Below are 12,892 nucleotides of genomic sequence, written 5' to 3'. Positions count from 1 at the left end.
ACCTGAAAATAGCGTTGTTAAGCTCAAATGGATGAGGAACGCATTAATATGTCTTTACTGAAATCTTCTTTTTTATCAGATCGCCAATGGGCCATTGTAGCCTCAATCTTTATGATGGCGACCTCTGCAATGGGGCCAGGATTTTTAACCCAAACTGCTGTATTTACAGTCAAGTTAGGTGCAGCATTCGGCTTTGCAATTTTAGTTTCCATTCTGATTGATTATGTAGTTCAACAAAATATTTGGCGAGTGGTCACACTTACTCAAATGCGTGCATCAGACATTGCCAATAAAGCATTACCGGGTAGTGGTTATTTACTGGCGTTTCTGGTGATTTTGGGTGGTTTTTTCTTTAGTGTCGGTAACATTGCAGGTGCAGCTTTAGGTTTAAATGCGCTTTTTGGCCTAGACACAAAGTGGGGCGGTATTTTAAGTGGTGCGTTAGCCATTTTGATTTTTGCATCAAGAAAAGCAACGCTTGCCATGGATAAAAGCATGATCGTGTTGGGATTGCTTAAAATCCTTCTGATTATTATTGTTGCCGTCATTGTAATGCCTCCAGTTGGGCAAGCTGTACATCAAACCTTTGCTCCAGATCAGATCGACTTTGCCATTATTACCACCATTGTTGGCGGTACAGTTGGTGGCTATATCTGCTATGCGGGTGCACACCGTTTACTCGATAAAGGCGCTGTTGGCCCTGAAAATATTGATGAAGTTGCTAAAGCTGCGACCAAGGGCATTATTGTTGTCGGCATCATGCGCTACGTGTTGTTTTTAGCGTTTTTAGGTGTGGTGGTAAGCGGTGCAACAATTGATTTAGCCAGCCACGATGCCAATCCGGCAGCTCAAGCATTCCAATATGCAGCGGGTACATTTGGTTTTAAATTATTCGGCTTAATTTTCTGGGCAGCAGGGATTAGTAGCACCATTGGCGCAGCATATACTTCAGTGTCATTCTTTACTGCGTTTAAAAAGAACTTAACACCAAAACAAACCAACTATACGACCATTACCTTTATCGCATTGGCTTTATTGCTCTATGTGTTATTGGGTGCAACTCCAGCAGGTCTACTCATTTTCGTCGGTGGTTTTAACGGTTTGGTGTTGCCAATTGGTCTTACAATTTTTGTGTATGTTGCTGCGTGCCGTAAAGATTTAATGGGTAATTACAACTATCCAAAATGGTTGCTTATTTTGGGTGGATTAACATGTCTGTTAACGTGGTGGATGGGCTATATGTCATTTACGACAGTATTTAACTATTTGACCAAGCTTTAAGCCAGACTGCGTGAAGTAATAAAGGAATAATGCCATGTTTGTAGATTTAAATAGTGATTTGGGTGAAAGCTTTGGTTCATGGAAAATGGGTAATGATGACCAGATTTTACCTGTCGTGACCAGTGCCAATATTGCTTGTGGCTTCCATGCTGGCGACCCGCTCGGCATTTTAAAAACGGTTCGTAAAGCAGTGGAGCTTGGTGTGACCGTTGGTGCTCATGTGTCTTATCCAGACCTTGTAGGCTTTGGCCGCCGTAATATGGATTTGTCGCGTGACGAACTGATTGCTGATGTGCTTTACCAAATTTCTGCACTTGATGGTTTGGCAAAAGTGGCAGGCTCAAAAGTGCAATATGTTAAACCACATGGCGCGCTTTATAACACGATTGCCCATGACCAAGCTCAGGCAGCTGCAGTGATTGACGCCATTAAAATGTACAACCCTGAACTCGTACTAGTTGCTTTAGCTGGGTCGAACTTGGTAGAGCAGGCACGTGTGGCTGGTTTAAAAGTTGTGTCTGAAGCATTTGCAGACCGTGCCTATAACAGCGATGGTTCACTGGTGTCTCGTCGTTTGGAAGGTGCGGTTTTACATGACTCGGCATTTGTTGCGAGCCGTGTGGTTTCAATGCTTAAAAATGGTGGGGTAGAGTCAATTGACGGTGTATTTACTCCAATTCAGGCCGACACCATTTGCCTACATGGCGATACTGACGGTGCATTAGAGATGTCAGCAGCCATTAAAGCCGAGCTTGTAAAAAATAATATTGAAATCCGCCCGTTTGTAAACAAAGCATAAGGATGAGCACCATGTATAAGGATATTAAAGTCGACCCAGCTCAGCTTGAAGCCGCTTTAGATGCGCGTTTAAAAATTCGTGCAGGTTTTGATAAGCCGACAGCAGGCATGGCCGCGGGCATGACGCAGGTCAACATGATTTCGGTGCCAAAAGAGTGGGCATATGACTTTTTACTCTATGCACACCGTAACCCGCAAAGCTGTCCAGTGCTAGATGTGCTCGAAGAAGGCATCTATGCAACTAAGCTTGCAGCAGACTCAGACATTCGAACTGACTTTCCGCGTTATCGCATTTGGAAAGATGGCGAAATGGTTGATGAAGTGACCGATGCAAGAGAGATTTATAACGCTCATCCTGATTTGGTGACTTTCTTAATTGGCTGTAGTTTTTCGTTTGAAACAGCTTTGCAAGAAGCGGGTATTGAAGTTCGCCATATTCATGACGATACCAATGTACCGATGTATCTGAGCAATATTCAGTGCCAACCGGCAGGGCGTATTTCAGGAAACATGGTGGTTTCTATGCGACCAATTCCATCGCATCAAATTAGTGAAGCGGTAAAAATTACCTCACGTATGCCAAGCGTGCATGGTGCACCTGTACATATTGGGCACCCTGAAAGCTTAGGAATTTTGGATGTAAATAGACCTGACTTTGGTGATGCTTCTCGTATTGAAGCAGGTGAAATTCCAGTGTTTTGGGCATGTGGGGTAACACCGCAAGCAGCAGTCATGAACTCGAAAATTCCTTTTGCGATTAGTCATGCACCGGGTCACATGTTTATTACCGACATTCCTGACCGCGTTTGGATTGGCTAATTGGACTAAAGAAGAATTAAAAGGATAAGCAAATGCGTTTTTTATCGGTAAACGCCGATTGTTTTCTGATTGAGCTTGCGAGCCTAGAAGAAACTTTGGCGTTGTACAATAAATTGCAAAATACGCAATTGAATGGAATTAAAGACTTAGTCCCCGCTGCAAAAACAATTTTGTTTTTTTTCAATGAGATCGAAACCAACTTTAAAACGCTGGTTGCTTCAATTCAGGGTCTCAAAGTTGATTCTGGATTTGAGCGTAGCCGCCAAGAAGTGATTGTACCGATTCGTTACGATGGCGAAGACCTTGCGCAAGTTGCCGAACTACAAGGGCTGTCTGTGGCTGATGTGATTAGAAAACATTACCAAAGCGTGTGGAATGTCGCTTTTATTGGTTTTGCGCCGGGCTTTGCTTATATGAGCAGTCCCGATAAGCCTTTTACCGATATTCCACGTTTAACGGTTCCGCGTAAAAAAATACCGTCAGGCTCTTTGGGCTTGGCTGGAAAATACTCTGGTATTTACCCAAAAGACAGTCCGGGTGGTTGGCAGCTTATTGGGACCACATCGGAAAAAATGTGGGATTTAGAGCGTAAAAATCCTGCATTGCTGTTACCGGGCATGACCGTACATTTTGAAGATGTGACGCATAGTCCAACGACTGTGACTGTACCGCAGCAAATCAAACGTAAGGTTGAGTCTCAACAATCTGTGCCACTGTTTACGATTACTGCGCCAAGTTTACAAATGCTCATTCAAGATGAAGGACGCTTAAACCAGACCAATATTGGAGTTGGGGGTGCAGGTGCAATGGACTTATCTGCCATGCACAGTGCTAACCGTATTGTAGGTAATCCAACCGATACACCAGTTATTGAAGTTTTAAATGGCGGCTTAAAAGCCAAAATGCAGCATGCAGGCATTATTGCGATGGCTGGGGCTATTGCAAACATTCGTGTGAAATTTGCTGATGGCCAAACCGCAGACTTTGCAAGCTATCAACCGATTGATCTGGATGAAGGCGATGAATTTCAAATTCAGCCACCAACAGCGGGCTTAAGAAACTATCTGGCAGTTCGAGGTGGTATAGACGTTGAACCAGTGCTCAATAGTGCCTCGTTTGACAGCTTGGCGGTATTAGGGCCAGAGCCTTTAAAACTTGGAGATACCATTTACCAAGGGCAGGTAAAGGCAACCAATATTAGCGTAAATGAAGTTGGTAAAAACGATTTGCCAAAAGCTGGCGAAGTCGTTGAGCTAGATATTGTGATGGGGCCGCGCACTGACTGGTTTGAACAAGACAGTATTGAACTATTGTGTCAGCAAGAATGGCTAGTGACCAATGAAAGCAACCGAGTAGGGCTAAGACTTTCAGGTGCACAGTCTTTGACTCGCAAAATTACCCATGAACTGGAAAGTGAAGGCACATGCATTGGTGCTTTACAGATTCCACCGAATGGTCAGCCCGTTTTGTTTATGAATGATCACCCTTTAACGGGCGGATATCCGGTCATTGCCTCTGTTGCTAAACACCATTGGGATTTGGTGGCACAGATTCCAGCAGGCTGCTGCATCAAATTTAAAAAAATTGCCGAATTTACAGATTTTGAGAATGAAAGATGAATACAGAAAAATTATTGATTGCTAACCGTGGTGAAATTGCCGTTCGTATTATTCATGCTTGCCGTGATATGGGAATTTCATCAGTCGCGTTATATGCAGATGACGATATTGGCAGCATGCATGTCGAACTTGCAGATGAAGCATGGGGTTTGGCTGGTGCGACTGCTAGCGAGACTTACCTAAATATTCCAGCCATTATCGAAGTTGCAAAGAAATCGAAAGCGACCATGGTGCATCCAGGTTATGGCTTTTTATCTGAACGTGCTGAATTTGCCCAAGCCGTGATTGATGCGGGCTTAAAATGGGTAGGGCCATCACCAAGTGCCATTGAAAAACTAGGCGATAAAATTGAAGCACGTAAAATTGCAGCTTCCGTTGGCGCGCCTTTGGTTCAGGGTACGCAAGATCCACTCAATAATGCAGATGAAGCTTTAGATTTTGCCAAACAATATGGTTTACCAATTGCCATTAAAGCCGCATTCGGTGGCGGTGGGCGTGGCTTAAAAGTCGCGTGGAAACTCGAAGAAGTGAAAGAACTTTATGAGTCGGCAGTACGTGAAGCAAAAGCTGCCTTTGGCCGTGGTGAATGTTTTGTCGAGCAATATCTCGATAAACCGCGTCATGTAGAAGCGCAAGTGATTGCCGACCAACATGGCAATATTGTGGTATTGGGTACACGTGATTGCTCGTTGCAACGCCGTAACCAAAAGTTAGTTGAAGAAGCACCGGCGCCATTTATTAGCGATGCGATTTACCAGCAAATTTTAAGCTCGGCAAAAAATATTTGTCAGGCTGCAAACTATGTGGGTGCGGGAACAGTTGAATATTTACTGAGTCGTGATGGCAAGCTTTCATTTTTAGAAGTAAACACGCGTTTGCAAGTCGAGCACCCAGTGACCGAAGAAACATCAAAAGTCGATTTGGTGGTTGAGCAAATTCGTGTTGCACAGGGCCATGAGCTTTCTATTAAAGAAACACCAAAAGCGCAAGGCCATGCCATTGAGTTTCGTATTAATGCTGAAGACCCAGCACGTGGGTTTATTCCAGCCTTTGGTGTGTTGAGTTTATTTGAAGCGCCGTTTGGTAACGGTGTACGAGTCGATACAGGAGTTCGCACTGGCTCTCTAGTATCTAGCCACTTCGACTCACTCATGGCAAAACTGATTGTGACTGGTCCAACTCGTGCAATTGCAATTGCACGAGCTAAACGTGCTTTGAAGCAATTTAAAATTGAAGGCGTGGCTTCTGTTTTAGATTTCCACCGCGCGGTACTCAATGAACCTGACTTTACAGATGAGTTTAATGTACACACGCGTTGGATCGAAAATGACTTTAAACAAGAGTTAAAGTCGACTAAACGTGGCATTCCAAACCATCAACAACCGATGCTACTTAGCTACATTGAAATTGATGGCAAGTTACACCGTTTAGGTTTACCTGCGGGCATGTTTGCACAAGGCCCAGCAACCGCTGTTCAAGCACAAACTGCCGAGCCAGAAGTGAGCGCCGAGCATTTACTTGCCCCAATTAATGGTGTGATTAGTGCTTGGAAAGTCGAAAATGGCGAGCAAGTCACCGAAGGTCAAGTGGTTGCCATTATGGAAGCCATGAAAATGGAAGTTCAGGTACTGGCGCATCGCAGTGGTGTTATTCAGATGAGCGCAGAGAAGGGTGCAACCTGCCATGCAGAAACTGTGATTGGTAGCATTAATTAAGTTTTGAATAAATGATTTGACCTGATTTTGTTTTTAGTTTGATTGGGTCAAATCAGATGCTTATTTATTAACTCAGTTAGCTATGTTCACAGTACTCGTTAACCATTTTCAACTTGAAAGCCAGAAAGGGTTATGAGATATTTCGCCCTGTTTGGTGATATCAAAATTAATCACTGTATTGAAAGCTCGCTTGTGCGAGCTTTAATTTTTAGCCCAGTTTAAGCATTTCTCACTTAATGAGCTGGCTGCATAAAAAAATTGAGAATTTATCATCCATTTTAAAGGCTAATTGAAGAACGCGAATGAAAATTCTACCTTCATCTGAATATGATCAAATTCTAAAATACAGTGTCTATTGGCTCGCCATATCAATTGTGATTGGAGTCGTTGCGGGGCTGGCTTCGACTTTAATTTTTGTGGCTTTTGATATTTCAAATAAAGTCAGAAGTCTGCATCACTGGCTCATCTATTTCTTGCCTTTTGTGGGCTTTGGTATTGGTTATCTCATCAAAAAATATGGTTCACCCATTGAACGGGGAACGCATTTACTGATTGATGAAATTCACCAGCCTAAATCGTTCATTCCAAAACGAATGAGCCCCATCATTTTTATCACCTCAATTTTAACGCAGTTGTTTGGTGGTTCGGCAGGGCGTGAGGCACCAGCCGTTCAGCTTTCGGGTGCTTTAATTGATCACTTGAGCCATATTTTAAAAGTCTCGGAAGATAACCGAAAAATTTGTTTAATCGCCAGTATTGGAGCGGGCTTTGCTGGAGTATTTGGCTTGCCTCTGGCTGGTGCAATTTATGGCTTGGAAATTACTGCTTTAGGTAATTTAAGATATTCAGCCATTTTCCCATGTTTTGTGTCTGCCCTTGTTGCATCGACCATTCCTGAACTATTCGATATTGTTCACCCACACATTTTTTATGTGATTAGTGAGTTTCCGCCTATTCATTTCGGCACGCTCATGAACTTAATTGTGGCAGGGCTAATCTTTGGTTTGATTGCACGGTTCTTTATTGCCGCAATTCATTTTGCCAGTGACGTCTTTTACAAATACATCCGTTATTTGCCATTAAGAACGATGGTGGGTGGTATTGTCATTATGCTACTTACTTTGTTCACTGCGCATCAGCAATACAATGGTTTGGGTACAGATAAAATCATTTCATCTTTTTATGTGCCGATTGAATTTTACGACTTTTTTAACAAGACTATTTTTACTGCCATCACTTTAGGTTCGGGTTTTAAAGGTGGTGAAATTACGCCGTTGTTTTATGTGGGTGCGACATTAGGTAATGCTTTAGGGGCGGTTTTAAACTTGCCAATTTCATTGCTTGCAGGCTTAGGTTTGGTGAGTCTGTTTTCAGGGGCGAGTAAGGCGCCGTTGACGTCTATTATTTTAGCGGTTGAGCTATTTGGAATGAATGTTGCGACTTATGCCATTATTACTTGTTTGTTGGCAGCCCTATTTTCTGGAAATTGTGGGTTGTATCGCCGTAAAAAACTGATGGATTAGTGAGTGGTTTACATGGGGCTTGATTGGGGGGGAATCTAATCAGCTCATTTTTGACATTGTATCTAATAATAACTTTTGATTCGAACTTAAAATTCAATTTTCGACGCTTTTTTGCTTGAATTTAATGAGTTTTTTAAGCTATATGTTTTATAGTTTGATAACATATTTGTGCAATATCTAAGCATTTTTAAGAATTCAATAACTTAAAATGACTGAATTTTAATTTTAAAAAATAAAGGGGTTATTATGTTTAGTAAAGGGTCAGAATGGAGAAAGTGGGATCTACATGTACATACGCCTGAATCTCTTGATCATAAATATGGAGGTAATTGTGAAGCTACTTGGGAAAAATATCTAACAGATTTAGAAAACCTACCTGATTCCTTCAAAGTATTAGGCATTAACGATTATTTTTTTATTGATGGATATGAACGTATTCTACAAGAAAAAGCTAAAGGACGATTGCAGAATATTGATTTGATTTTACCAGTTGTGGAGTTCAGATTACAGGAATTTGCTGGCGTTCAATTTGGAAAGTTAAACCGTATAAATCTTCATGTTATTTTTGCAGATGAAAAAGTTTTACCTTTAGATCAGATAAAATCACAGTTTTTAAATACATTACAAGCTAAATACATTTTAGAGAAAGAACACTCCCCTTGGAATTATAGTGTTACACGAGAATCAGTAGAACTTCTTGGGAAATCTATTAAGCAAAATGTACCTGAGAATCAATTAAGTAATTATGGTTCAGATTTAATTGAAGGTTTTAATAATCTAAATTTAAGTCTTGAATCAATTGTTTCAAGTTTAGATAAAAGTTGTTTTAAGGATAAGTACTTAATTGCTATTGGAAAAACTGAATGGGATCAGCTTAAGTGGACAGATGGTTCTATAGCGGTTAAAAAAAGTTTAATTAATAATGCACATATTGTTTTTACCTCAGCAGAATCATATGAAACGTTCAATAATGCTAAACAAAAGCTAAAGCAGAATGGTGTCAATGATTTATTATTAGATTGCAGCGATGCTCATAATTTTTCAGATAAAACAAGTGACAAAGATAGAATCGGAAATTGTTTCACATGGATAAAAGCTGATCCGACTTTTGCGGGTTTAGTACAAGCCACATTAGAACCCCAAAATAGAATTTATATTGGTGAATTGCCAGAAAAAGAATTAGTTAAACAGGGTAAAGGCAGTTACTTCATTGATAAAATAGAAATTTCAAAAAAATCTTCAGCATCTAGTGATCATACTTGGCTTGATGGAACAAACCTTAAACTTAGCCATGATCTTGTAGCAATAATTGGAAAAAAAGGTAGTGGAAAGAGTGCTTTGGCTGACGTGATTTCCCTTCTAGGTAATTCTAAGTCGAGTAGTAAATTCTTTTCATTCCTAAAAGATGGTCGGTTCAAAGGTAAAGGCGGATTTGCATCAGATTTTGAAGCAAGCATAACATGGTTGAATGGTACAAAAGAATGTCAATCATTAGATTCAAGTGTCGACCATGGAAAAGCAGAAAGAGTCCGTTATATTCCACAGGTATATTTTGAAAAACTTTGTAATCCTGATCAGGGGGATAAAGAATTTCAAAATGAACTCAATTCAGTAATATTTTCATACTTGTCTGAAGAGGATAGAAATGGGTGTACATCTCTTGACTCATTAATTAAGTTCAAAGAAAGTGCTTTAAATGATCAATTATCTTCACTCAAACTTGTTCTAAGTAAGTTAAATACAGAGATTGAAGACTTAGAATTTCAAGCACAAGCAGGTGTGAGGAATATTTTAGAAAGTAAAAGACAATTAAAGTTACAGGAATTGCAAGATCATGAATCAATTAAGCCTATTGAAGTTGAATCTCCAAGTGAAGTGCTTACACCAGAACAACAGTCTTTAAAGACAAAGATGGATGCTAATAATTCACGCCAGATTGAATTATTGGATGAAGTGAAAAAACTCAACGAATTAATTGTTGAGAATCAAAGAAAGATTTTTCTTGCTAAACAAATTTTTGATAAATCTAAATTTTTAAAAGAACAGGTTCAAACATTTAAAGACCAAATTAGTGAAAGTTTAAAAGTTTTATCTATTGAAAATGATATTGTTACATTTGACATCGATACAACGAAAATTGTGGAATTAATTGAGAGTTTAAATGTAAAAAATACAGAAAATTCTCTCAGAATTGTTGATTTAGAAAAAGAAATTGAAACTTGTAGTGACGTAGTTAAAACTGTTCGAGGACAACTATCTGAGCCATTGCAAAAATATAATGAATATTTGGAGAACTTAAAAAAATGGGATAATAAGAAATTGGAATTAAAGGGAGACAATTCCTCCCAAGACTCTTTACTTGGAATTCAATATCAACTAGAACTAATAGAAAAATTGCCTCAGCGGTTAATTCAAAAAAGGCTTGAGAGAAAAGATATTTCAATCAAAATATTTGAAGTTTTGGAAAGTAAAAAGCTTATACGGGAATCTCTCTATGGACCAGTGCAGCAGGCTATCGAGAAAAATAAGTTTATTAATGAGAAAAATAAATTTGAGTTTGTATCAAAGCTGAACTTCTCAACTGAACATTTTCAGGATGAATTAACAAACTTAATCATGCAACGTAGGTTAGAGTTTACACCCGATAATATTAAAAAAACTTTAGAGGAATTATCTAAGCATGATGATCTTGAGACGAAGGAAGGATGTATTAATTTTATTGAAAAACTTATTGGAAAGTTAGAAGAAGTAAATGGTGCTACTGGTATAGGGGATATGGTGAGAAAAAATACAACACCTAAAGATGTTTATGATTTTGTCTATAGTTTAGATTTCATAAAATCTAAGTACTCTTTACGCTTTCAGAATGCCGAAGTAGAAAAATTATCTCCTGGTCAACGTGGGGCATTATTACTGATATTCTATTTATTAGTAGATCAAGATAAGACGCCAATTATCCTAGACCAACCAGAAGAAAATTTGGATAATGATACTGTTGTAAATTCTTTGGTCCCAATTTTGAATGAGGCTAAAAAAACCAGACAAATAATAATGGTTACTCACAATCCGAATCTTGCAATTGTTTGTGATGCTGAACAAATTATTTACACAGATTTTTATAGAGAAGATAATTTTTCGATTAATTATACCTCTGGTTCGATAGAGAGTTATGATTTAAATCAACATGCTGTGAATATATTGGAAGGAACATTGGAAGCATTCAATAATAGACGAAGTAAATATTTCGCCTAATTGTATGCATGATACTTTAACTAGTAAAAATTCCCTTAATCTATAATAGTTATCTGTTAAAAAGCCTCTTCAAAGGGGCTTTTAATTTTTTCTTTTGCTCTGTCACTTTCATTTGATAGTAATTGATTAGTTTTCTTTACACATAACAGATTTTTACATCCGTACTAGTTCTTCTTTATTTGCTTTTGTCCCAGTCTTTCTATTTATACGCTTAAAGACTTTATAAACTGGTTTAATAAATTAATTCTAAATATAAAAACTAAATTATTTGCCCTTTCTTTTTAATGATCTATTTTAATACGATTGTCATTTCGCACGCTTGACGCCAACAAGAGCGAATACTATCCTTTGCGTGCTGGCCTACATTGCCAGTCGACTTTGACAGGTCGGATAGCCAACGCACACGAAAAAGTCTTTCTTTTTTGTGGGCATCCCTGCGTGCCCCCTCTACGGTGGAACGGGAGGGGGACACCTTCGGGTGTGCTGATCTTTTGGCTATCAGTCTGTCAACCTTCTCTCGTTTCACCACCATTATTTGACAGTAATGTGATGAAGCTTCTTTATAGCCAAAGGAGTTCGCTCATGCGTACTAATTCTTCTCAGTTTTTGGCCTTTGCCAAACTCTCTCTATTCATACCACTTGAACAGTCTTTAAAACGCTTTAAACGTTTGTAGGTTTTCTACGACCTTAAATCGTTACGACTAAAAAATCATAGCAACAATAAAACCGAGATAGGTGAGCACACCTTTAGTGCCGCTTTTGCATGCCTGTTTTTAACACTCATTTTAAGAGTGACGGCATTTCTATCTCTTTTAGATACAACAAAAAATTATTTTAAGCGGTATACATGAAAAATTTAGAATCTTCATTTAGAGCGCTGCGCGTGCTTCACGTAGCAAAAGATTTATTTAATCAAGATGGCTTTAATAAAGTCGGTGTCGACCGAATTATTGCGGAAGCCAAAATTCCCAAAGCTACTTTCTATAATGACTTTCACTCAAAAGAACGACTGATCGAGATGTGTCTGACTTTTCAAAAAGATGCGCTCAAAGTAAAAGTATTTTCCATTCTTAATTCATACAAAGAGCAAATGGTGCTAGATAAACTTAAGCAGATTTACCTTTTACATGCCGACTTAAATGGCTTTTATCATTTACCCTTTAAAGCAATTTTTGAAATTGAAAAGCTCTACCCAAAAGCCTATCGCGTGGTGATTGAATATAGAACTTGGCTAATCAACGAAATTTATAAACTGCTTTTAACCGTCAAAAGTACGGCTTCAATGAAAGACGCCCACATGTTTTTGTTCGTGATTGATGGGGCAATGGTGCAGCTTTTAAGTAAAAACAGTGTAGATGAGCGAGACAAGTTACTAAATTATTTTTTAATAATGCTCTCTTAGCTCTAAATCCACACACGTTCTAAAAGTAAAAAGCCCGTAATTGGGCTTTTTATTTACTTTTTAGTAATAGGATCTATAAGTTGATTGATAATAACCCCTTTACTTAAATTACAAGTAGTATCAGGTTTAACGATCCAGTTGTAGTCATTCAAATTAAGGGGATAAGCTTCTCCACTACCATAAGCAATAGTGTCACCATCTTTATATTGTTTTGAGTCAACAATTAAAAGGTGCTTATTGCTATCCCAATGAGCATCTTTAGTTGCAAAAATGGGAAGGACTCGATCACTTGCATGCATTAAATAGACACAAGAGCCTTCAATTTTAATTTGTGCCTTACTATAGCTCGCATTATCAGCACCACCTGTGTAAGCAATTTTTGGCACAATAACCTTATTTTGAGGCTGAGGAGGATTGGTACATCCATTAAGTAAGATGACTAATCCAGTTAGAAGAGTAATTAAAATATTTTGTTTATTCAT

9 protein-coding genes are annotated in these 12,892 nt (G+C 38.9%); 8 read left to right on the top strand and 1 reads right to left on the bottom strand.

The window, feature by feature from the left end:
* The first annotated feature begins 27 nt into the window (after positions 1-27).
* The 8 genes from AC1PJP_RS18230 (at position 28) to AC1PJP_RS18195 (ending at position 12,410) form a co-directional block, all read left to right on the top strand.
* Entirely contained in the window at positions 28-1,281 is a 1,254-nt protein-coding gene (locus AC1PJP_RS18230; protein ID WP_081399177.1) for an NRAMP family divalent metal transporter, read from the top strand.
* Between the two features lie 34 nt (positions 1,282-1,315).
* Positions 1,316-2,080, top strand: coding sequence for a LamB/YcsF family protein (locus AC1PJP_RS18225; protein ID WP_151987579.1), 765 nt, complete (start codon positions 1,316-1,318; stop codon positions 2,078-2,080).
* Between the two features lie 2 nt (positions 2,081-2,082).
* Complete coding sequence (locus AC1PJP_RS18220; protein ID WP_479768006.1) at positions 2,083-2,898, top strand: putative hydro-lyase; 816 nt, start codon at positions 2,083-2,085, stop codon at positions 2,896-2,898.
* A gap of 32 nt (positions 2,899-2,930) precedes the next feature.
* Positions 2,931-4,517, top strand: coding sequence for a 5-oxoprolinase subunit B/C family protein (locus tag AC1PJP_RS18215; RefSeq protein WP_479768004.1), 1,587 nt, complete (start codon positions 2,931-2,933; stop codon positions 4,515-4,517).
* Positions 4,514-6,232, top strand: coding sequence for an acetyl/propionyl/methylcrotonyl-CoA carboxylase subunit alpha (locus AC1PJP_RS18210; protein WP_479768002.1), 1,719 nt, complete (start codon positions 4,514-4,516; stop codon positions 6,230-6,232). Before AC1PJP_RS18215 ends, AC1PJP_RS18210 begins: the two co-directional genes overlap by 4 nt.
* A 302-nt stretch (positions 6,233-6,534) precedes the next feature.
* Entirely contained in the window at positions 6,535-7,755 is a 1,221-nt protein-coding gene (locus AC1PJP_RS18205) for a chloride channel protein (protein ID WP_003651008.1), read from the top strand.
* Positions 7,756-8,001: 246 nt separating this feature from the next.
* Positions 8,002-11,007 (top strand): TrlF family AAA-like ATPase, encoded by a 3,006-nt coding sequence (locus AC1PJP_RS18200; RefSeq protein WP_322003966.1) that lies wholly within the window; start codon positions 8,002-8,004, stop codon positions 11,005-11,007.
* A gap of 848 nt (positions 11,008-11,855) precedes the next feature.
* Positions 11,856-12,410, top strand: a complete 555-nt coding sequence (locus AC1PJP_RS18195; RefSeq protein ID WP_322003968.1) for a TetR/AcrR family transcriptional regulator — start codon at positions 11,856-11,858, stop codon at positions 12,408-12,410.
* A 53-nt stretch (positions 12,411-12,463) separates the two neighbouring features.
* Here the strand turns inward: AC1PJP_RS18195 and AC1PJP_RS18190 are convergent, their stop codons facing one another.
* Positions 12,464-12,892, bottom strand: a complete 429-nt coding sequence (locus AC1PJP_RS18190) for a hypothetical protein (RefSeq protein ID WP_322003970.1) — start codon at positions 12,890-12,892, stop codon at positions 12,464-12,466.

It is taken from the genome of Acinetobacter sp. V116_7, from assembly GCF_056735735.1.
Note: the sequence above shows the minus strand (reverse complement) of the source record. Positions and strands in the feature narration are given on the sequence as shown.

Bases quoted from the DNA above. Each gene is read 5' to 3' on its own strand.
- AC1PJP_RS18230 (WP_081399177.1), top strand. From the start codon at position 28: ATGGATGAGGAACGCATTAATATGTCTTTACTGAAATCTTCTTTTTTA.
- AC1PJP_RS18225 (WP_151987579.1), top strand. From the start codon at position 1,316: ATGTTTGTAGATTTAAATAGTGATTTGGGTGAAAGCTTTGGTTCATGG.
- AC1PJP_RS18220 (WP_479768006.1), top strand. From the start codon at position 2,083: ATGAGCACCATGTATAAGGATATTAAAGTCGACCCAGCTCAGCTTGAA.
- AC1PJP_RS18215 (WP_479768004.1), top strand. From the start codon at position 2,931: ATGCGTTTTTTATCGGTAAACGCCGATTGTTTTCTGATTGAGCTTGCG.
- AC1PJP_RS18210 (WP_479768002.1), top strand. From the start codon at position 4,514: ATGAATACAGAAAAATTATTGATTGCTAACCGTGGTGAAATTGCCGTT.
- AC1PJP_RS18205 (WP_003651008.1), top strand. From the start codon at position 6,535: ATGAAAATTCTACCTTCATCTGAATATGATCAAATTCTAAAATACAGT.
- AC1PJP_RS18200 (WP_322003966.1), top strand. From the start codon at position 8,002: ATGTTTAGTAAAGGGTCAGAATGGAGAAAGTGGGATCTACATGTACAT.
- AC1PJP_RS18195 (WP_322003968.1), top strand. From the start codon at position 11,856: ATGAAAAATTTAGAATCTTCATTTAGAGCGCTGCGCGTGCTTCACGTA.
- AC1PJP_RS18190 (WP_322003970.1), bottom strand. From the start codon at position 12,892: ATGAATAAACAAAATATTTTAATTACTCTTCTAACTGGATTAGTCATC.